The 20859-nt window shown below is 61.7% G+C and carries 21 protein-coding genes and 3 tRNA genes; 6 read left to right on the plus strand and 18 right to left on the minus strand.

The features are described 5' to 3' along the window. Nucleotides 1–14: 14 nt before the first annotated feature. Both GX181_00270 and GX181_00275 read right to left on the minus strand, forming a co-directional pair. On the minus strand, nucleotides 15–794 hold the full coding sequence (locus GX181_00270; protein ID NLM70380.1) for a prolipoprotein diacylglyceryl transferase: 780 nt from the start codon (nucleotides 792–794) through the stop codon (nucleotides 15–17). Nucleotides 795–816: 22 nt separating this feature from the next. Beyond that, the gene (locus GX181_00275) at nucleotides 817–2181 is read right to left on the minus strand and encodes a hypothetical protein (GenBank protein ID NLM70381.1); all 1365 of its coding nucleotides are present in this window, start codon (nucleotides 2179–2181) and stop codon (nucleotides 817–819) included. A gap of 544 nt (nucleotides 2182–2725) precedes the next feature. Between GX181_00275 and GX181_00280 the strand changes: the two genes are divergently transcribed. Beyond that, nucleotides 2726–3070 (plus strand): BMC domain-containing protein, encoded by a 345-nt coding sequence (locus GX181_00280; GenBank protein NLM70382.1) that lies wholly within the window; start codon nucleotides 2726–2728, stop codon nucleotides 3068–3070. Between the two features lie 7 nt (nucleotides 3071–3077). Beyond that, nucleotides 3078–3515 carry an ethanolamine utilization protein gene (locus GX181_00285; GenBank protein ID NLM70383.1) on the plus strand — a complete coding sequence of 146 codons (438 nt, stop codon included), beginning with the start codon at nucleotides 3078–3080 and terminating at the stop codon, nucleotides 3513–3515. Nucleotides 3516–3678: 163 nt separating this feature from the next. Here GX181_00285 and GX181_00290 read toward each other — a convergent pair whose 3' ends face one another. The 13 genes from GX181_00290 to GX181_00350 form a co-directional block, all read right to left on the minus strand. Continuing rightward, complete coding sequence (locus GX181_00290) at nucleotides 3679–4227, minus strand: BMC domain-containing protein (GenBank protein NLM70384.1); 549 nt, start codon at nucleotides 4225–4227, stop codon at nucleotides 3679–3681. Beyond that, nucleotides 4224–5570, minus strand: a complete 1347-nt coding sequence (locus tag GX181_00295; protein NLM70385.1) for an electron transport complex protein RnfC — start codon at nucleotides 5568–5570, stop codon at nucleotides 4224–4226. The genes GX181_00290 and GX181_00295 overlap by 4 nt, the downstream gene beginning before the upstream one ends. A gap of 4 nt (nucleotides 5571–5574) precedes the next feature. Beyond that, nucleotides 5575–7008, minus strand: a complete 1434-nt coding sequence (gene eutA / locus GX181_00300) for an ethanolamine ammonia-lyase reactivating factor EutA (GenBank protein NLM70386.1) — start codon at nucleotides 7006–7008, stop codon at nucleotides 5575–5577. A gap of 16 nt (nucleotides 7009–7024) precedes the next feature. Further along, a complete protein-coding gene (locus GX181_00305) occupies nucleotides 7025–7798 on the minus strand; it encodes a cobalamin adenosyltransferase (protein NLM70387.1) in 774 nt (257 codons plus the stop codon). Between the two features lie 50 nt (nucleotides 7799–7848). Beyond that, nucleotides 7849–8124 (minus strand): EutN/CcmL family microcompartment protein, encoded by a 276-nt coding sequence (locus tag GX181_00310; GenBank protein NLM70388.1) that lies wholly within the window; start codon nucleotides 8122–8124, stop codon nucleotides 7849–7851. Beyond that, nucleotides 8121–8777: a hypothetical protein gene (locus GX181_00315; protein ID NLM70389.1), complete on the minus strand. Its 657-nt coding sequence runs from the start codon at nucleotides 8775–8777 to the stop codon at nucleotides 8121–8123. The genes GX181_00310 and GX181_00315 overlap by 4 nt, the downstream gene beginning before the upstream one ends. A gap of 40 nt (nucleotides 8778–8817) precedes the next feature. Then, nucleotides 8818–9456, minus strand: coding sequence for a phosphate propanoyltransferase (locus GX181_00320; GenBank protein ID NLM70390.1), 639 nt, complete (start codon nucleotides 9454–9456; stop codon nucleotides 8818–8820). A gap of 43 nt (nucleotides 9457–9499) precedes the next feature. Beyond that, entirely contained in the window at nucleotides 9500–9787 is a 288-nt protein-coding gene (locus GX181_00325; GenBank protein ID NLM70391.1) for a BMC domain-containing protein, read from the minus strand. Nucleotides 9788–9818: 31 nt separating this feature from the next. Further along, nucleotides 9819–11285: an acetaldehyde dehydrogenase (acetylating) gene (locus GX181_00330; protein ID NLM70392.1), complete on the minus strand. Its 1467-nt coding sequence runs from the start codon at nucleotides 11283–11285 to the stop codon at nucleotides 9819–9821. Beyond that, a complete protein-coding gene (locus tag GX181_00335; protein NLM70393.1) occupies nucleotides 11282–11803 on the minus strand; it encodes a BMC domain-containing protein in 522 nt (173 codons plus the stop codon). Before GX181_00335 ends, GX181_00330 begins: the two co-directional genes overlap by 4 nt. A gap of 64 nt (nucleotides 11804–11867) precedes the next feature. Further along, nucleotides 11868–12521, minus strand: coding sequence for an ethanolamine utilization microcompartment protein EutL (gene eutL / locus GX181_00340; protein ID NLM70394.1), 654 nt, complete (start codon nucleotides 12519–12521; stop codon nucleotides 11868–11870). A gap of 30 nt (nucleotides 12522–12551) precedes the next feature. Then, a complete protein-coding gene (gene eutC, locus GX181_00345) occupies nucleotides 12552–13436 on the minus strand; it encodes an ethanolamine ammonia-lyase subunit EutC (protein ID NLM70395.1) in 885 nt (294 codons plus the stop codon). 16 nt (nucleotides 13437–13452) lie between these two features. Next, nucleotides 13453–14814, minus strand: coding sequence for an ethanolamine ammonia-lyase subunit EutB (locus tag GX181_00350; GenBank protein ID NLM70396.1), 1362 nt, complete (start codon nucleotides 14812–14814; stop codon nucleotides 13453–13455). Nucleotides 14815–15359: 545 nt separating this feature from the next. Here GX181_00350 and GX181_00355 point away from each other — a divergent pair. The 4 genes from GX181_00355 to GX181_00370 all read left to right on the plus strand — a co-directional run bounded on the left by GX181_00355 (nucleotide 15360) and on the right by GX181_00370 (nucleotide 20190). Continuing rightward, nucleotides 15360–16565: an aspartate kinase gene (locus GX181_00355; protein NLM70397.1), complete on the plus strand. Its 1206-nt coding sequence runs from the start codon at nucleotides 15360–15362 to the stop codon at nucleotides 16563–16565. Further along, nucleotides 16556–17614, plus strand: coding sequence for a homoserine dehydrogenase (locus tag GX181_00360; GenBank protein ID NLM70398.1), 1059 nt, complete (start codon nucleotides 16556–16558; stop codon nucleotides 17612–17614). Before GX181_00355 ends, GX181_00360 begins: the two co-directional genes overlap by 10 nt. Nucleotides 17615–18083: 469 nt before the next feature. After that, nucleotides 18084–19646, plus strand: coding sequence for an HD domain-containing protein (locus GX181_00365; GenBank protein ID NLM70399.1), 1563 nt, complete (start codon nucleotides 18084–18086; stop codon nucleotides 19644–19646). Beyond that, nucleotides 19630–20190 carry a hypothetical protein gene (locus GX181_00370; GenBank protein ID NLM70400.1) on the plus strand — a complete coding sequence of 187 codons (561 nt, stop codon included), beginning with the start codon at nucleotides 19630–19632 and terminating at the stop codon, nucleotides 20188–20190. Before GX181_00365 ends, GX181_00370 begins: the two co-directional genes overlap by 17 nt. 135 nt (nucleotides 20191–20325) lie before the next feature. On the opposite strand, the gene GX181_00375 is transcribed toward GX181_00370, so the two are convergent. The 3 genes from GX181_00375 to GX181_00385 form a co-directional block, all read right to left on the minus strand. Next, nucleotides 20326–20401, minus strand: a tRNA-Thr gene (locus GX181_00375). 8 nt (nucleotides 20402–20409) lie between these two features. Next, a tRNA-Glu gene (locus GX181_00380) sits at nucleotides 20410–20485 on the minus strand. A gap of 13 nt (nucleotides 20486–20498) precedes the next feature. Further along, a tRNA-Lys gene (locus GX181_00385) sits at nucleotides 20499–20573 on the minus strand. Nucleotides 20574–20859 lie beyond the last annotated feature (286 nt).

Raw genomic sequence — 20859 nt, forward strand, 5'->3', positions numbered from 1 at the left:
GCATGAAGGATCTCTCAAAGAGAGTGAGATCGGCGCTTTTGAATACGCGCCCGAACGACGAGAAGGACAAGGGCGACTATCATCAAAAGCAGGGCGTAGGCCTGAGGCTGCGAGACCCCAAGCGCACCTGCCCGGCCGCGAAAATCGCCCCTGAAAAACTCCAGCGCGAACCGCGCCGCGCCGTACCCGGCGCAGTAGCCGATCAGCCTGAGCCTCTCGGGCAGCAGCGTCAGAAGCAGATAAAGCGCGAACAGCCAGGCGGCCTCCATAAGCTGCACCGGCCACACCGGGACGCCGCCGTAGTGAAGCGCGGCGGGGCTGCCCGGGGGGAAGACCACCCCCCACCCCTCGGGTGACGGCCTGCCGTAGCAGCAGCCCGCCATGAAGCAGCCGATGCGTGTAAAAGCGTGAGCCAAGGCAAGATACGGGGCCAGCCTGTCCATAGTCTGAAGAACGGGGATGCTGAGGACACGAAACGCCATAACAAGAATAACCCCTCCGATGAACATGGCGGGCATCACAGAAAAGCCACTGGAAGGAATCCATACGCCCATATCAAGCGTCAGGAAGGCCCTTGCCCCGCGCCTGCAGAACACCCTCGTCCAGTGCGAGAGCAGAAACCCGCACCCAACCGCCAGCAACCCCATCACCAAGGAGGGCACGGCCCTGGCGTCGTGCCCGTACCTGAACCAGTAGAGCAGCGAAGCCAGGGCTATCCCTGTCCACACCAAAAGGCTGAACGACCGGAGGGGCACGCCCTCTCCTATCGGCATCACGCAGAGAATCGGGCGCATAACATGAGTATTATGAGTATTCCTATCTCCTCAGCAGTATCAGCAGAGGCAGCAACAGGACGACCACGGACGCGCCGGTTCGACCGGCGACAAACGAGCAACCACCGCCACCACCGCCTGCAGGCGGCCTTGGATCAGGGTCGGGTCCCGGGGTCGGCTCCGGCTCGAGTTCGGGTTCGAACGAATCCTCGACTGCGCCCGTATCTCTATTCACATTGTTTACCCTCATATTCGATAAATCGCCCACGAACAGCCTGCCGTCAGGGGAGACCGCCAAAGTCGACGGGATCAGCATCTTGCCCTCCGGGACCTGCGACGGTGCGTCTTCGATCGGCCCCTTCCAGCCATCCACCCATCCGTCGCCATCGCGTGTGGGCGATACGAAGCCCTCTGCGCGGACGAAATCCCCGCCATTCTCGACGTAACAGACTATCTCGTTCTTCCATCCGTCGCCTCTCGGGTTGTTGCGATATGTCACATAGAGCCTCTCCCCCTCGGCACTGGTTTTTCCCGAGCCTGACGCGGCGGCCACCAGCAGATTCTCCGGTGTCTTTGTGCCTATTACCATCTGTGGATAACTTGCGACAAGCGAGGGGCTGCTGCCGGTGGAGATTTTCAGAACCCTGCCGCCCTCTGCAAGCTCTGCTACGTAAAAATGCCTTCCGTCCGGGGCCACCGCCACGCCTGACGGACGCTCCACACCCGCCAGCTTCAGCATGTCGTAGACTATCTTCTCTCGAACCTCCCCCGACGATTCAAAAAAGTACTGAAGCACCAGATGATTGGTCTGCATAGAGGACGCGTTGCAGTCCAGGACAAACAGGCTTCCGTCGGCGGGGCTCCAAGCCAAGTCGCGCAGCTTGTTGAACTCCATTGAACCGCCCCCCGGCTCGTCCAACTTCCTCAGGAATACGCCGTCGGTGTCGAAGGCCTGAATACGCGAGTTGTCCGCATCGCCCACGTAGACGACGCCCCTCTCACGGTCAACGGCTATCCCCCTGGGTTGTATGAACTCACCGTCACCACTTCCGGCGGCACCCCATTTTTTTATCAGATCTCCGCTCGGCGAGCGCTTCTGAATCTGAGGAGGCTTTGCCAGCACGGTGTAGCAGTTGCCCTGGCTGTCGAAATCCGTTCCCGCTACAGCGCTCATCGGTGTGACGGAGTCCGACGTCGCGCCGACCCCCGCAGCGGCGCTGTTTGGTTTTCCGTAGTTCATCTTCAGCTCTTCTCCGTCCCAAGATACGGAGACCCACACATGTTTCATGTCATCCTCGCCCGCGCCGGAGGGTCTCTCGAGGGGGAACACGGCCTTTGCCAAGACCTCGTTTCCGGAGACGACCCTTGCGGGCATCTCGTCCCCCCAACTGCCGGCCCTGACGGTCATATACGTCTGCGCCTCGCCGGGCCTCAACTCCGACCTTCGATATTCCGTATCAGATTGTATTGCCGCCAACGACCGGGAGGAGGAAACATCGTCGTCCTCGTCATGATACAGCTCGATGATAACGTCGGCCCTTTCCTCGCTTTCTGTTGCTCCGACACTTTTAATGGTGTGTATTGAAGATGTGGACACACAATAATCGGCAACGAAGAATAACCCCATTTCAAAGCAGCCTGCGCCTCCCAGAAAAACCACCGCACAGGCCAGGACACAAAGGATCCCAACCAACCCCGCCAAACCCCTTCTTTGTGGCTTCGACTCGCTTTTCATCATAACATCCCCCTTTCACTATTGCCTTGCCACGGCACTAATGCCGATCACATCTCTCAAACAATAATACAACATTTAAAAATTTATTCAAGCATCATTCAAGCATCACTATTGTCCAAAATAAGTTCATGTACAGGGCGAGGGCGTAGGCGGGCATTGCGACGGTCGTGGTATCATACTCTTCAGCGATGGGGGAACTGTCGAAGGGGGGAGCTCCATGACCGGCGAGGTCAAGGCCAGGGTGATCCAGGAGTACGTGCCGGGAAAACAGGTGACATTGGCGCACGTCATATGCAACCCGCGTCCCGAGCTGTGCTCGCTGATCGGCGTGGAGAGCTCCGGCGCGATAGGCATAATGACGATCACCCCGGGCGAGGGGGCGATAATCGCCGCGGACATAGCGTCCAAGTCCGGCGACATAGCGATGGACTTCATCGACCGATTCACTGGGTGCGTGCTCTTCACCGGGGACGTGGCGGCGGTCGAGAGCTCGCTCGAAAGCGCGGTGAGGACCCTAGCCTCGGTTCTGGGGTTCGCCCCGGCACCACTGACCCGAACCTAGCGGCCTCATGAAAAGAGTGATGGTAGCGGGGCCCGCCGGCGCCGGGAAGACGAGCCTGCTGAGGGCGCTCGGCCTGCTGGAGGGGAACGTCCGCAAGACGGAGGCGATAGGTTTCAGCGAGACTACGGTGGACACCCCCGGCGAGTTCTTCGACATGCCGCGCTTCTACCACGCGCTGATAACCACATCGGTGAAGGCGGGGCTGGTGCTGCTGGTGGCCGACCCCCTCAGGCGCTTGCGACGCTCCTCCGGGTTCGCCCGCGCCCTGCGGGCCCCGGTGATCGGCGTGATTACCAAGCTGGACGTCGCCCGGCCGGAGGACGTGGAGGCCGCCCGCGACAGCCTGAAATATTCCGGGGTGAGCGAGATATACGCCGTCTCCTCCCTGCGGGGCGACGGGATAAGGGAGCTGGCCGAGCGAGTGCGCAGCCTCCGCGAGGGTTAAACCCCGAGATCCCTCCTCCCTAGCGGTCGTCGGGATGACAAAACACGCTGCTCATAGGGGGACAAAACACGCTGCTACTCGGGAAAAATTGCAATGCCCTCTGAGAAACGACCTTGGTCATCCCGACGACCAGCGGGAGGAGGGATCTCGGCATCGCCGCTAGCTACACTATATACGACACCAGGTCCCCGTGGGGGGCCGGAATTACTGCGACGCTGACTATGCCGCCCTCCTCGCCCAGCTCCCTCTCGCAGGCCTGCATCGACGCCTCGACGCTCCCCAGGTCCCCGGTGAACAGGACGAAACCCTTGCCGCCCAGCCCCCTGGCTATGCGTATCTCCACCAGGCAAACCGCGGCCGCCTTAGCCGCGACGTCTCCCGCCTTTATCGCCGCTATTGCCGAGATGGTCTCGACCACGCCGAGCGCCTTCATCTCGGAGATCTCGACCGTGGCGGTTATCGCCGGGATGACCGACGGATGTACGTTCGGGATGACGTGCGACTCTATGGTGAAGAGATCACCTATAGCAACGGCCCTGTCGACCGCCGTCCTTACCGAGTCGACCTTTCCGCCGATGACCGTGACGTACTTTCCGGGGCATATGGGCGAGGAGAACAGGATCCGGACCTCGGACGCCTTGAGCATGCCGTCCGCCGCCTCTATCCCCTTGGGTACGGTCTTGTACTCGACGAGTCCTATGGCCTTGCTCATTCGTTTTCCCTCCCGCCCGAAACCTCCACGATCATCCTGTCGCTCTCGACTGCGACGACCGTGCCCGAGATCGACGAATGAACGGCCGCCGAAACCTCGCCTTCCGCGGCCGCCACCATTTGCCCCCGCTTCACGAAGTCGTCCGGCGATACCACCGGCACGGCCGGCGCTCCTATGTGCTGCTTGAGCATGAGCACCACTCTGCTCGCGGGCAGGATCTCCTCCGACAGGGGGGCCCTCTGCTCCGCGTACTTGGAGAGACCTAGCCTGAGGGTCAGCTTCCAGACCGGGAAGAGGCGATACTCCCTGAACGGGTTGGCCCGCTCGGGTCGCTCCTGGTGCGGGTTCTTAATGCCCGCCGCCGTCATTCGCGCCTTCAGCTCCCTGTTCAACTTCCACGGCTGAAGCCCCATTATGCAGGCCGTCTCGCACAGTCCGCACTCGCAGCAGAGAAAGGCCTCCGTGGCCGCAGCATCGCGCTCGCAGGTGCTGTTGAAAGCCGCCAGGCGCATAAGCTTGTCCGGCCGCAGCCTGTGCCCCAGCAGGTAGCGGGGGCAGACGTCGGTGCAGAGCATGCAGTGGCAGCAGGCGGTCTTCGCCAGCCGCATCATCTCCGCCATGTCGCGCCCTTTGGAGATCGCCAAGGGATGATCGCGGGGCAGCACAAGCACGCCCTTTGTGGTCTTGGTCACCGGCTCTTCCCGTTCGAAGACCAGCCTGCCCATCATCGGTCCCCCCTCGATGAAGACCGGGGCATCCGTCGTCGCGCCGCCGCAGGCCTCGACCGTCTCGCCGAAGGAGACCCCCACGGGAACCCTGAGGGTCGCCGGCGTCCTCACCTCGCCCGCTACCGTAAGGTACTTGTCGGTCACCGGCCTGCCCTCGGCCGCCCCGGCAATGTTCAGAAGGGTCTCGACGTTGAGGGTCGCCACGCCGACGTCGAGCGGTATGCCACCCTCCGGGACGATTCGCCCCAAGGTCTCGTAGACCATCACCTGCTCGTCCCCCGCAGGGTAGGTGTTCGACAGGGAGTGAACGCGAAGCCTCGGATACGCGGGCAGGGCAGCCTCGATCCTTCGGACGGCGTCCTCGTACTTTTTCTTCAGGACGAATACCGCTCCCTCGGCCCCGGACAGGTCGACCAGCGAATCCAACGTCGCGGGCAACCTCTCGGCGTGCACGGCGGCCAGCTGCTGATCGACCTCCAGCAGCGGCTCGCACTCGGCCCCGTTGACCAGTATGTACTCGCACGGGCGGGCGAGCTTCGCGTGGGTCGGGAATCCAGCCCCTCCCGCCCCGACCACGCCAGCGCTTTTAATCCGCTCAAGAAGATCGCTCATCAGGACTCTACCCCCCGAACACCAGGGTCTTTATGACCACGGGAAGCACCCTTCCCCTGGCCAGCGGCCTGCCTATGTCGATGTAGTCGCCGTTCTCAACCTTTATCCCGTCGATGCTGACGATCTTCTTCCCCTCTCCCAGGGTGCCGCGAAGAGCGTAGCCGAGCGCCTTGGCCATGTCGTTCTCAAGCACCAGCACTGCCACGTCGTTCCGCGCCAGGTACTCCTCCAGGCCAATGCGAATCTCCGCCGCCAGCGCCTGCACCGAGTCGAACGACGGATTCTCCAGCCCCCGGAAGGACACGGCCACAGCCCCCTGGACACCGGAGGAGTCCCTGAACCAGCGCAGCCCCTCCGCGATGGCTCTCCCGACCCCCTCCCGCTCATCCCTCTCCGAGAGCTTTAGGATCGGCAGGTTTCTCAGGGGGAGGACCGACTCGTCGGAGAAGGATATAGTGCTGCCGCTGATGTCCATGGAGTGGCTGCCAGCACCGACAACGGTGGCCCGGATGGTCTCCTCGGCCGGGATGACCTTCAGGGTCCGGCAGGTCTCGGTCCACCTGGCCGCCTGACCCAGCAGGATGCCTATGTCGCCGTAGACGAACGGCCCGCCCGGTGGAACGGCGGCCATGCCGTCCGCCACTCCGCCGGAGAAGGAGACATGCTTCACGCTCCTGTCGTCCCCCCTGAAGTCGTGAGACGTCAGCAGACCGTCGAAGAGCCGGCTCCTTGGCGCGAGCCCCATCAGTTCGTCAAGGAAGGCGGCCATGCGCGCGGCGAGCCTCTCGAGCTCGCCCACGGGGGCCGCCCTCCCCTCTGAGATCGACAGCCCGAGCGACGAGACAACTGGGGCGAGGCAGGGAGCCACGTACTCGATCCTCCTTGAGGCAGGGTCGAGCCGGACCAGCCTGCCGCCGATGTCAAGGCAGCTCGTGTCCGCAACCTCGCCGTTCCGGAAGATAGCGACGTTGGTCGTGCCGCCGCCCATGTCGAAGTTCGCGACCGACGTTCTCTCGCTCTTGGAGTAGGCCGCCGCTCCCGAGCCCTTTCCAGCTAGGATCGCCTCCAGGTCCGAGCCGGCGGTGACGACGACGAAGTCCCCGGCCAGCCCCTCCATTCCTCGCGCCAGCGTCTCCGCGTTCTCCTTCCTCGCGGTCTCGCCGGTTATTATGACGGCCCCGGCGGAGATTTTCTCCCTTCTCATCCCCGCCGCCCGGTACTCGGACTCGATTATGCGCCTCACTCCGTCGGCGTCTATCACGGAGGCCGAGAGCAGCGGGGTGAAGTGGATGCCGCTTCGGAAGATCACTCGCTTGTCCACCACGGCGATGCGCGGCACCGAGGCGACGCTAGCCGTGTTCTCTATCTCGAGCTCGCTAAAGACCAGCTGGGTTGTGGATGTGCCTATGTCGATTCCTACGCTGAGAACGGTCTCGGCCATGTCAGCGGCGGGCCGCCTACCCGAACTCCCTGTCGTACCCCTTGGGCAGGTGCCTGTACATGAGGACGTAGCACACGCTGCTCAGGCGGTTCAGAGCCCGCAGCACGTCCGGCCGGCCGATGACCCCTTCCCCCTCGTAGTAGGCGTTGAACGCGGCCAGCTCCACCTCGCGGATCTCGGTGCGCAGAGCGTTGAGCCCGGCGCAAAGCGGGCCCATAGTGTAGTGCGGCCTGATGTGGCCAAGCCCGAAGTGCTTCTTCGGGTTGTGCGACATGGAGCGAAGCTCGTCGAGACCCAGCCCCAGCAGCGGGACGTCCTCCACCTGCCTGCCGGTGACGTCCGACGCCAGGAGCTCTCGCGAGAAGTCAAGCAGTTCGTCCAGCTCCTCCGCCAGAGTTTGGTTCCCAAGTTCCACGGCCCTCGACTGCAGCTCGATTATCCTGGACTGCAGACTGTCCATCCTGCCGCGGAAGGCGATGCGGGGGTGCCCCTTGGTCACCAGCCTGTTGCCGGAGATGTGTGTCAGGTGCTCCGGCTTGACGGTGAACGAACCGCCGTCCGGGCCGACGAAGCGCGGCCTCCCTGCCTCCGGTGTCGGCGCGGGCCCGGTCGCGGGCGGGTCTTGCCGCTCGGCGGGCGTCTCCTCGTCCCCTACCACCAGCTCTATATTCCTGTCGCTCAGGTACTGGCGAGCCGAGGGGGTGACTATGGTTCCCCGTTCCACCCTGTAGGAGCAAAGCTCCCTCCCGTCTATCTCGGCTCGAAGATCCCCTTCTGTTATCAGCTTCATCCTGCTCACCCTTCCGTACCGTCCGGACGCCCCGGTCAACCGAGGCGGCCCTAGTACTCCAGCAGCCCCTCGTCCACCTCGACCGAGTCGATTATGCCGACGATCACCGCGTCTACAGGCACGTTCCGGTCGGCGAACACGGTCCGGGCGGAGCTTCCCTGTGAGACTATCACGTCGTCGCCTATGCCCGCGCCCGCCGCGTCTACCGCGACGAAGGTCTCCAGCTTCGAGCCCTTGACCGGGCGCACTACGAAGAACTTCATGCCGTTCAGCCTGTCGTCCTTCTTCGTGGCCCAAAGGTTCCCCACGACCTTGGCGATAATCACGGCTCGCCCTCCCGACGGACCGTCACGTTCTTGAACCGCAGCCAGTCGCGACCCAGCGGTGTTATTATCGCCCCGCGATCGACCAGCAGTTCTCCCCCGTCGCGGCAGACCTCCTTCAGATCCTGCTCCGTCAGCAGCCTCCTGCCCCTCGCGTCCGAGGCATTCGCAGGCGGGGCGGGGCAATCGCTGGAAGCGCCTGCTTGCAGGGCGGCGCCGAGCTCGCCCGATGCCACGAACTTCGCCCCGAACGAGCGCAGCCTCTCCTCGCACGATTCGTAGTGAGCGGCGATAGGCGTGTCTCTGCGGGCAAACCTCCAAGAGACTCCCTCCGTCAGCACGTACACGGGCACGCAGGCCAGCAGAGCCCCGACGATGGCCGATGACTCCGCTCCATACCCCAGCCCCAGAGAGGCCAGGACGAGCTGGTTCTCCGAAAGAACCGGCACCACCAAGCCCGAGCAGTCGCCCCATTCAGGCGCCGCCCCGTCCCGGACGTACTCGACCGAGACCCCCGGGGGGACCTCGCAGCATCCCGGATCGCCCACCACGAGGAACGGTCTCGCCGCCGGGTTCCCGCTCTTCATTCCAAGCCTCTTCATCAGCTCCTCGGTCACCATGTCGACCAACTTGGCCTGATCCATCTCCTCACCCACAATCTTCGGACAAGAGCCATTGCCGGCCCCGTTCAACGCGCTAACCGTCCGAGCGCCCGATCATCCAGCCCCGGACCCCCGCGCTCCAGCCGCAGGCGTTGGCCTCGTCGTAGTCTATGTGCATCGCCATACGGTAATCAGGCGACACCCGCACAAGCACCCCCTCGAAGACCACGGGGCGCTCCCCGGCCACCCTGACGCTCACACTGTCCCCGTCCGAGACGCCGAACCGCTCCGCGTCCCCGGGCGTCATGTGGACGTGCCTGCGGGCTATGATTACCCCCTCGTCCAGGGTCACCTCGCCGGTCGCCGACCGGAGGGTAAGAGACGCGCTGCCGCACGTGTCCCCCGAGTCGCGCACCGGGGGGGCGACCCCGAGGGTCCTCGCGTCGGTCATCGACAGCTCCACCTGCGTGCGCTCGCGCTCCGGCCCGAGGATCGCGACGTTCTCGATCGTACCCCTCGGTCCGACGAGAGTCAGCCTCTCCTGGCTCAGGAATTCCCCCGGCTGAGACAGGCTCCGAGAGCTGGTGAGAGAGCGCCCCCTGCCGAAGAGGGCATCGACATGCTCCCGGCGCAGGTGAACGTGCCTGCCGGAGGCCTCCACCTCGAAGGAGATGCGGTTCGTCACCTCCGCCGCAATACGCTCGACGAGCAGCTCGAAGGCCTCGTCGGTCATCTCGTTCACTCCCCCTCGCCTCGGCGTTCAGGCCGCGCGGGGATCAACCCTCCAGCTTCGGCAGGATGAACTCCACCTCCGCGTGAGGACGGGGTATCACGTGGACCGATAGCAGCTCGCCGACCTTGCCCGCAGCCGCCGCGCCCGCGTCCGTGGCCGCCTTGACCGCACCCACGTCGCCCCGCACCATGACTGTGACCAACCCGCCTCCGACCATCACCTTGCCTATCAGAGAGACGTTCGCGGCCTTGACCATCGCGTCGGCCGCCTCGACCGCCCCGACCAGCCCTCTCGTCTCTATCATCCCCAGAGCCTGCATTCCGTTGTTCATCGTTTCACTACCTCCCTGCCAGAAGTATTTTTCACCTGTTTAAACCGAGCCTCTCGGCCACCTTGGCCGTCACTCTCTCCACCAGCAGATCCAGGGCCTCTCCGTCCAGCCCCTCCACCCTCGTCCCCGGGCGCTTCTCGATCTCGCGGACGCCCCACGCTACCCTCCTGATGTTCAGCAGGTGCAGCGGGCCCACATTGTCCGACGTGGCGTTGCGCCCTATCGCACCGCAGCCGAGAGTCATGGAGGGGAACAGGTTCGTCGTCGCCCCTACCGCACCGAGGGCGGATCCGGCGTTCACCACCACGCGCGACACGGGCTTTTTCAGACCGAACTCCCGTATGACTTCCTCGTTGGTGGAGTGTATCGCCAATGTGTGCCCCGCTCCCTCGAACGCCAGCAGCTCAATGCACTGCTCGCAGCACTTCTCCCACCCGTCGGCCGAGTAGAACGCCAGCACCGGGCAGAGCTTCTCGTGCGAGAAAGGAAAATCCGCGCCCACTCCCATCCCCTCCGCCAGCAGCACGGTCGCGCCCTCCGGGATCTCTATCCCCGCAGCGTCCGCGATGAACCCGGGCGGCTTGCCCACCGTCCTCGGGTTCATGCCGCCGGTCGGGGTGAAGATCGCGAGGGCTACCCTGGCCGCGTCCTCCCGCGACAGGAAGTGCCCTCCCTGCCGGACGAACTCCTCCCTGACCTCCCGTTCGATGCACGACTCCACCACCACGGACTGCTCCGAAGCGCATATCGTGCTGTAGTCGAACGTCTTGCTGTCGATTATCCTGCGGACCGTGAGGGGGATGTCCGCCGACCTCTCTATGAAGGCGGGAGTGTTTCCCGGCCCCACCCCTATCGCCGGGGTCCCCGAGCTGTACGCGGCCCTCACCATGTCCGAGCCGCCAGTGGCCAGCACAAGGGCGACGTCCTTCGAGCGCATCAGCTCGTCCGTCCCCTCGCGGGCGACCGTCGACATGCACCCGAATATTCCCTCCGGCCCGCCCGCGGATTCCACCGCCTGCGACATCAGCCGCACCGTCTCCCTCACGCAGCCCTTCGCGCTCGGGTGCGGGGAGAATACAATAGCGTTGCCCGACTTGAGGGCTATCAAGGCCTTGAAGATCGCCGTCGAAGTCGGGTTGGTGCACGGAATGAGACCGGCCACCACTCCAACCGGCACCGCGACCTCGAACATCCTGGCTTCCCTGTCCTCTTTTATGATGCCGACGGTCTTCAGGTCCTTGATCGCCTCGTACACGTTGAACGACGCGAAGAAGTTCTTGAGGGCCTTGTCCTCGGGCCTGCCGAAACCGGTCTCCTCGTGCGCCAGCCGGCCGAGGGTCGAAGAGTTGTGCCGACACGTCACGGAGACGGCCTCCACAAGCTCGTCTATCTTGGCCTGGCTCATGGCGGCGAGGCATCTCTGCGCCTCCTTTGCCCCGGCGACGAGGTCCCGCGCCTCCTGCACGGAGAGAAGGTCGCGATACACCAGACTCGTCATTCACCGTCACCCCCGGAGGACTCGAAGAACTCCGCCAGCTTCGCGATGAGCTCTGCCTTCCCCGCGTAGCGGATCTCCTTCTTCGTCATCGAGGTCAAATCAACGCTCCTCGCCAGCCGACGCAGCTCCATCACCTTCATGGACGCCAGCCCCTCTATATCGCCGCTCCACTCCGACCCGCCCTCGTCCTCGGCCCGCTCGGTCATCTCCCGTTCCGGGCAGGGACGTTCCTCGTCGCGGCCGAAGCCGTGCCCGAGCATCGCGAACACCTCGGGCGACAGGCGAGGTATCACGTGGGAGGAGCACTTCCTGTTCAACACGCCCAGCGACGCGACCGCCGCGTCGACCGCCGAGCTCACCGCCGACACCTCGCCGACGATCAGCACGGTTATCAGCCCGGCCCCCACCTTGCTGACCCTCAGCAGCGACACGGAGGCCGCCTTGAGGGCCGAATCCGCCGCCTCGATAGCGCCGAGCAGCCCGTTGACCTCTATCATCCCGATAGCCCTGTTCTCCATGGAGGAGTCTCACCCCCCTCGCGGCCGCGCCCCGGCGGCCCGACATGATTCAGTACGATCCGTGCTAGTACAGAACCGGATTTTCCGCTACGAATACCACCGCCTGGGCGAACGCGTCGCACGCGGCCCTGCACGCCGACTGCGCGCCCGTCAACAGCCCGCCTCCGAAGTTGGTCTCCGACGGGGGCCCGAAGAAGGCGGCCAGCCTCACGTCCGCCGCCTTCAACGCCGCGTCCAGCGCATACATCGCCTCGAGCGGCGGTGCGATCAGGTAGGCTATCGCTTCCCCCTCCTTCACCCCCGCCACCTTGGAGAGGTAGCTGCCCGAGCGAGAGATACAGTGAGCGAAGTAGGGGATGGAGTCGTCATCGTCCGCGGAGACGAACCAGGCGTCGTTCTCCATGAAGTCCGCCAGCGCGTCGAGAGCGCTGCGCACCTCCGCCGGGTTCGGCCCGGCAAGAATGCCGATCACCTCACCGGCGAGCCTGGTGTTGGCGTTGGCCGCCCCCGCATAGAACGACCTGGCGTAGACCACCTCGACATCGGCCTTCTTCGTGGCCTCGTCAAGAGCGGTGTAAGTCACGTCGTCGCTGTCCGCCGTGACGATGCCGAGGCTCCTACGGTCGGGACTCAGTCCGAGCGACTCCGCCAGTGCCCGGTCCACGTTCGGGATGATCTTCACGCTCAATAGCTTCGCCTTCAAGGGATCGCCCTTCATATCCTCTTCCCTCCCGACAGAAAAGCGTGCTTAAAGCTTCAGGTCGATGCCGCCGACCTTCTTCTCCAGCATCAGCTTGATTATATCCGCGATGTAGCCGCCCGCCTCGACGGCCGGAGTGCCGCCCGCATGGATGTTGGACACCACGGTGCGCCTGGCCTCCGGCATTCCGACCGTCGCCCCGTAGGCTATGTAGGCGGACATGCTCTCCGCCGTCACCAGGCCGGGCCTCTCCCCGATCAGAGTGCAGACCACCTCTGCCCCCGTGGCCTCCGACACGGCATCCATCGCCTGCACCCTTCCGTACTTGACGAAGAAGGGCCTCGCAATCTTGACGCCGCTCCTGTCCAGCCCCTGCTCCATCGCCTTGAGGGTGTCCATGGCGTTGGTCATCACCGCCGTGGAGCTGAGGCCGTCGGCTATGTAGACAGCGACCTTCGGCGACTGACCGACGATTCGCTTGATCGCTTCCACCGCCTCCCGACCGAACAGCCTTCCCAGGTCGGGGCGAGTCAGGAACTGATCCTTGTCTTCACACTCGGTCCGGACGGTCTCCAGGCCGTTGGCCTCCAGGAACTCGTCGGACACGTCCGTGAAGACCGCGTCCTGCGCCGCGGCGTGGTCGGCCCGGAAACGCAGCAGGGTCTCAGTCATGTACCTCGGCCCCGCGCGCCACACTCCGATGCGAGACGGCGTCGCGGCCTTCATCGCCATCAGAGCCTCCCGGTTCGCCGGCTCGGGCACCAAACAGTGCTTCCTCAGGTCGATCTCCGTCAGGTCCGGAAGACCGTCCCCCTCGGCGCCGGGGAGGGACTCCACCTTCGGCGCCTCGATCTTCGCCTCTACTGCAGTCCCGGCACTCATCTCCGTCAGTATCTGCTGAACCATCTGCTTGAGTTCGAGTTCGCTAACCATTGTCTCACCCCCGCTATCAGGCAAAAACGGACAGATCGCCGGCCTTCTTCGTCAGCCTGCCGTCCTCCATCAGGCCCATCCTCTCAAGCCACTTTTCGAACGGGGCTATCGGGCGGACGCCCAGGAGCTGCCGCAGCGCCGCCGCCTCGTGATAGCCCGTGCACTGGTAGTTGAGCATCGGATCATCCCCGTGGGGGACTCCCATGAAGAAGTTGCAGCCCGAGGCCGTCAGCAGCACCGCCAGATTCTCTATGTCGTTCTGGTCCACCTTCATGTGATTAGTGTAGCATGCGTCGCAGCCCATCGGGATGCCTGTCAGCTTGCCCATGAAGTGGTCCTCCAGCCCCGCTCGGATGACCTGCCGGCTGTCGTAGAGGTACTCCGGTCCGATGAAGCCGACCACTGTGTTCACCATGAAGGGCTTGTATCTCCTGGCGAAACCGTAGGTTCGCGCCTCCAGGGTCACCTGGTCCGCGCCGAAGTGCGCGTCCGACGAAAGCTCCGCCCCCTGCCCCGTCTCGAAGTACATGTAGTTCGGGCCGCTCCCCGTCCCCTGCTTGTCCGCCAGGTCGTTCGCCTCCGCTATAAGGTCGGCCGAGATGGCGAAAGCCTCGTTGCACTTCTGCGTGCCGGAGATGCTCTGGAAGACACAGTCCGAGGGCGCACCCCGCCTGATCGCCTCCATCTGGGTCGTGACGTGCGCCAGGGTGCAGATCTGCGTCGGTATCTCGAACCTTTCTTTTATCTCCTGGAAGCGCAAGAGGATCCTCATGATGCTGTCCACCGTGTCGTCGACCGGGTTCAGCCCGATCACCGCGTCGCCGACCCCGTAGGAGAGCCCCTCGTACACCGCCGCCGTCACTCCCTCCACGTCGTCGGTCGGGTGGTTCGGCTGGCAGCGAGCGGCCAATGTCCCCGGAAGGCCGATCGTGGTGTTGCAGTGCGCCTGTACGCGGATCTTGCTCGCCCCGTACACGAGGTCCAGGTTGGTCATCAGCTTCGCCACGCCCGCTATTACCTCGCTGGTCAGGCCCCGGCTTATTCGCTTGATCTGCTCGCCAGAGGTCTCGTTCGACAGGATCCACTCGCGCAGCTCGGCGATCGTCCATCCGGCGGCCTCGGCGTAGATCCTCTCGTTGACGTCGTCCTGGATCACCCGGGTCACTTCGTCCTGATCGTAGGGGATCACAGGATTGTTGCGGAGATCCGCGACCGTGAGATTGGCCAGCACGTGCTTCGCCGCTATCCTCTCCTCCATCGACTCCGCCATTATCCCGGCAAGGCGGTCGCCGGACCTCTCCTCGTTCGCCTTGGCGAGAACCTCCTTGATGTCCTTGAACTGGTACGTTCGGCCAAAGAGCCTGGTCTTGAGGTTCACCGTCATTTCACCTCCAAAAAAGATTCAAACGCCCCCGTGCCGGGTTTCGACCGGCTTCCCGAACATCCTGCCCGTCTTGCAAAGTCTTCGTCGATACTACTTCACTCCAAGCCAGCCTAACATGACGAAAATAACTCTGTCAATCGCAATCTCTGAAACTATAGCGATGCGCTGCCGGCGAGACAGGACCGCAGTTCCGCCTCGACGTCCGAAACTGCTTGACTCCGGCTCTTCTTCAGCAAGGGAGACACTCCGCCAGATTGAAGTGCAAAATTTTTATCGATCGGAGGGTTGACAATTCCGCACGATGGGGATAATATCTCATGGAACCGAAAATCCGCATCGAAAGGGGGTTCCCGCAAAATGACCAATGCGAAGCTGAAGAACTTTGCGACATCGTTCGCATTTGCGATGATGATGATGACTAGCGGTGACCCTCCTGAGGCGGTCGGCGCTTAGTTCAACGTGCGCGCGAGAGCTTCAGCCGGGGGTCTTCGTATACGAAGACCCCCGGCTTTTTTTATACTTTCGAGGAGGCGGTCGGTGTGTGGAAAGAAGGGGAAGGCCTGGTGCTGAAGTTCGGAGGCACATCAGTGTCGAATCCGGAGATGATTCAAGCGGCGGCTCGAAGGACGGCGTCGTTCGCCCGCTCCGGGCGCAAGACCGCTGTCGTGGTCTCCGCGATGGGCGGTTCGACCGACGAGCTTATAGAACTGGCCAGGGCGACCGCGCCCCTTAAGACCGACCGCAGGGAGCTTGACAGGCTTCTGGCCACGGGCGAGCAACAGTCGTCCGCTCTTCTGGCCATGGCTCTCTCGGCCGAGGGGTGCCCGGCCCGATCATTCAGCGGCGACGAGGCCGGATTCATAGCCGAGGGCCCGTGGGGGCAGGGCAGGATTCTGTCTGTGAACCCGGAGAGGGTAGCGGCAGCGACGGCCTTCGGCAACGTGGCCGTGATCTCGGGTTTCCAGGCTTCCACCAGGGAAGGGGAGACGATTACCCTGGGACGCGGCGGGTCCGACCTGTCGGCGATCGCGCTGGCGGGCGCCCTTGGAGCGTCCGAGTGCAGGATATACACCGACGTGGACGGCATCTACTCCGCGGACCCTCGCGTGGTGCCGGGGGCGGTCAAGCTCGACCGGATATGCTGGGACGAGTGCCTGGAGATGTCCTTCTGCGGCGCTTCGGTGCTGCAGGCTCGGGGAATAGAGATGGCGGGCAGGTTGAAGATGCCCGTGTGCGTAGAATCAAGTTCGGAGGAAAGGGAGGGGACGTGGATCGTGGAGAGAAACATCGACGAAGCGGTTTTCATACGCTCGGTGGCGTCGGACGACAATCTGGCGGTGCTCACCGTCGGCGGGGGGAGGGAGGCCGAGCGCATGCTCATGGACGCCCTCTCCAAGGAGGGGATACGCACCACCGCGATAACCGCGGGAGGAAGCGCATCCTTCCACATAGACGGAGCGCGTCTGCACGACGCGATGGAGATCTGCACCCGTCTCGGTGGATGCGACGTGTCCGTCAACGATGCCCTGGCGCGCGTATCGGTCATAGGACCGGGCGCAGGGAACCATCCCAAGGTGTCCGGCGCCATGCTCGGGATCCTCTCGGGGCTGGGGGCGACCGTTCACATGCTGACCTCCTCCGCTCTGTCGGTCACCTGCGTGGTGGACAGGGAGCGCTCGGCCGATGCCGTCCGCGCCCTTCACGAGGAGTTCATAGAGAAGAAAGGGGTATTTCAATGCGCTTAGATTCCACACTTGGCCTTTGCTTCATAGGCTTCGGCAACGTCGGACAGGGGCTCGCACACATCCTTCTCAGGAAGGAGAGAGAGCTCGAGGAGAGGTGGGGGCTGGCCTGCCGCACCGTGGCGGTCGTCACCCGCACAAGGGGAGCGGCCGTGTCGCGCGACGGGCTGAACCTGGAAGAGCTGCTCGCAAAGGCCGAACGAGGGGAGTCCATAGGCGTGGAAAAGATAACCCCGATAGAGGCGGCCCTTCTTCCTCAGACCGACATAGTGCTGGACGTCACCCCGACCGACCTCGAGACGGGCGAGCCCGGACTCTCCGTCACCCGCGCGGCCCTCGGCTCGGGCCGCTCAGTGGTCACGTCGAACAAGGGACCGGTCTCCCTTGCCCTTGCTGAACTGCAGGCGCTGGCCCGCGAACGCGGCGCTCACTTCCGCTTCGAGGGCTCCGTGATGAGCGGCACCCCATCGCTCAACCTCGCGCTCGAGTCGCTGGCCGGATGCGACGTCAGCCAGGTACAGGGCATAGTCAACGGCACGACGAACTACATCCTAACCCGCATGGAGGAGGGATGCGAGTACGAGGACGCACTACAGGAGGCGCAGGAGAAGGGATACGCCGAGGCCGACCCGTCGGGCGACGTCGACGGATGGGACGCAGCCGTGAAGGCGCAGATCCTCGCCTCGGCCGTGTTGGGCGCACCAATCTCGCTGAGCGCGGTGGATCGCACGGGAATATCAGCCATAACCCGCGCAGACGTGGAGGCCGCCGCCGCCCGAGGAAACAGGATAAAGCTGCTGGCCAAGGTATCCCGCACAGCGGGGGGAGTATCCGCCTCCGTCGCCCCCGGCGAAGTGCCCCTGTCACACCCGCTTGCAGGCGTGGGCGGAGCGACCAACGCCCTCACCTTCACCACGGACAACCTGCACGACGTAACCATCATAGGTCCCGGCGCGGGAAGAGAGGAGACCGGACAGGCTCTGCTCACCGACCTCATAGCCATTGCAACAGCCGAGCGAACCACCGGCCGCTTCGCCGTCCAAGCCGGCTGAGCAGAAAAAAAAGACCGACAGGGGGGCCGCAGTGCCGAGATCCCTCGGCGATGAACCCGCCTCGGGATGACAGGCACATGTCGTCCCGAACGAGCGCAGCGAGGAGGGGCTTCGGTTTTGTCATCCCAACCGCAGCCCCTCTTGTCGTCCCGAGTGTTTTTTCTTTGTCATCCCGACGACCGGGCCCCTGCTGTCAACCCGATCGTTTCATTCTGTCATCCCGAGCGAAACGAGGGATCTCGCCTCTCTACTCCCCAAAACCAGGCCCCAAGGAAGAAGAGAGCCGTTCTTTCTCCACCTCTCGTCCTCGTCCCGTAGCATGATGCCTCAAGGCGGTATACGATCCGCTACTGCCGTGCAGTCCGCCCTTCCATAGACCGAAATACACCGATGATGGTAGAATAACCTCACGACTCGCCTGCATTACCTCCCTGGCCGTTGCCGGTATGTGCATAACAGGGGGTTTTGCTTGGCGGAAGAACATAGACGCCTTGATATGTTCAAGGGCTGCACCCCGGTCACGGAGGATATATCCATGGCAAATGAAACAAGTCGCATTCGGGATCCTCTTCACAATGTCATTAAGTTCAAGGATACTGGTATCGAGGCGGTTTTATGGAAGGTAGTCTCAACAGAACCCTTTCAGCGCCTCCGCCGGATTAAACAGCTTGGGTTTTCCGATCTTGTCTATCCTGGGGCCACTCATACCCGTTTTATGCATAGTCTTGGTGCATACCACATAGCAAAACGTCTATTGAACCAAATTGAAAATAAAATGCCTTGCAATGAATTTGACATTTATAAGAGGGACACGGCCTTGGCCGCAGCTCTTTTACACGATATAGGGCATGGCCCTTTCAGTCATGCATTCGAGAATGCGGCGAAGAAGGCTGAAATGCATGAAATAACGGATCACGAAAAAATATCTGCTGAAATAATAATGAACACGAAAATATCGGGCATATTAAACGGCTATAGTCAGGACTCCGGTTTTGCCGAAAAGGTCGCCGACCTTTTAAAATCAGAGAGTGGCGATATTTACAGCGCGGTGGTCTCAAGCCAGTTTGATGCTGATCGCTTGGATTACATGCAGAGAGACAGGCTTTTTACCGGGACTCAGTTAGGCATGGTCGATTTTGAGTGGCTTTTTTCGAATTTTGAAATCGGAGAAGAGACGCCGGCAGTTGAAGATCAGGACATCCCCGGGGTCACCGCGATGACACTCGCCATCAACGAAAAAGCTATACTGGCAGCTGAATCGTACGTGCTCAATTTGTTTCATCTATACCCTACTGTGTATTACCATAAAACCACCCGAGGCGCGGAAAAACTGTTCACGGAGCTAATATGCGAGCTATTTAATACGGTGAAAAATGGGGGCTCCAACATTGAAGCGAAGACAGGCCTTGAAAAGAATCACCCTGTCATTCGCTTGATTATCGATGGCAAGGACCTCGTTGAAAGAAGCATTGCACTGGACGACACCGTGATGTGGAGCGCTTTCTCGTCGATGAGGAGCGCCAAAAACAAGTTGATGGCCGATTTTGCCGATCGCCTGCTTTCCAGAAGGCTTTTCAAATGTATAGATGTCCGAGAGTTACTGAAAGCGCGAACGGTAAACGAGAGAGATCATGATAAGGCCCGCCTGTGCGAGAAAACAAGAGAGAGCCTCTTGCGTTTAGAAGACAGCATTACAAAGACGTGTAAAAGTATTGAGGAAAAGGTAGAAGAATGGAATAAGGACAAACGCACTAGCCCTGAAATGATGATTCTATCTGACCTGGGTGATCGAGAGGCTTATGATGCCTATTCCAAAAAGGGTGTATCCGGGCGGATCCGGGTAAAAAAAGGCGAGAGTATTTACGGGCTGCATGAAGTATCCGAGGTTGTTGGAAACATCCCCGTTTACATGTTTTTCCGGTGTTATGTTTCCGATAAAAACGGAAAATCGGCAGAATTTTTACATAAACTTGTCGATTCTTTTGGAGACAAGCTTGCAAGGGAGGTCGAGCAAGATGAAGTGGGAGGATAGAGCGACCGTAGTTGCCGATGTCATTCAAGCCGCTGGAGGGAGAATAATAGGTCGGACCAAGCTCCAGAAAATTATATACCTAATGACAGCCGCTGGTTGGCAAAGCGATTTTTCGTTTCGTTACCACCATTTTGGGCCGTACAGCGAATCTTTGGCCGAAGCAGTCGACGACGCAAGAATACTGGGGATGGTACGCGAGGACGTAAAGTTTACCAATGCAAAGAACCCTTACTCGGTTTTCACCCTGACGGATGGGCAAGAGGCAATGCAAGGTTTCAATGAGAAAATCGGGTGTCTCCTGAAAAAGGCTTCCGATGCCAACGCCGTCGAATTGGAGCTGGCGGCAACCGCCTTGTTTCTTTTTAAGGATGAGGAATACGTGAATCCCTGGGAAGAGACACAGCGAAGAAAGCCTCAAAAGTCAACGGGGGAATATATTAGCAAAGCAAAAGTATTATACGAGGAACTACGCGGTTGCGCTCCGGAAACACTCCCGCAGCTGCTGGATCAAAGCAATAAACAGTCCTGTCAGCACTTGGACTAAGGACCGTTTTTGACCCCTGGGACCCGTTTTTAGTTTGCTTATCCTGAGAAACAACGCGTTTATGACATAGAGGTTTTTCATGTTGCAAAAAACAAAAACAGGCTCCCCGCGAAACTTGGGGAGCCTTGGTATTGCTGGAGCCGGTGTGCGGACTCGAACCGCAGACCTGCGCATTACGAGTGCGCTGCTCTGCCAACTGAGCTACACCGGCTGAGAATTTGGCGGTCCCAACGGGATTCGAACCCGTGTCGCAGCCTTGAAAGGGCTGTGTCCTAGGCCACTGGACGATGGGACCGCTAGACTTGAAGTGGTGAGCCGTGTGGGGGTCGAACCCACGACACCCGGATTAAAAGTCCGGTGCTCTGCCTCTGAGCTAACGGCTCGTTACTTTCTTCGTGCGCAAGTGCTTATTTTACACAAAAAACAGGCACAGTCAAGCCTTGCGACCGTTGACATTATTATATTATATATAGTTTTTGCAGTTCCCGGATTATAAGTCCGGTGATCTTGAAGCGGCTTTTTGAGATCCCTCGTCGCAAGCTCCTCGGGATGACATAAGCAGGCGACAGGCGAAGCGAAGCAAGCCTAGTCGATCGCTTATGCGGAGCGCCACTGTCCGCGAAGCAGACGAGCGAACGGACGATTTTTCCGTTCGTGTCGGTCGCTTGG

Source organism: Synergistaceae bacterium (genome assembly GCA_012521675.1).
Taxonomy (GTDB): Bacteria; Synergistota; Synergistia; order Synergistales; family Aminobacteriaceae; genus JAAYLU01.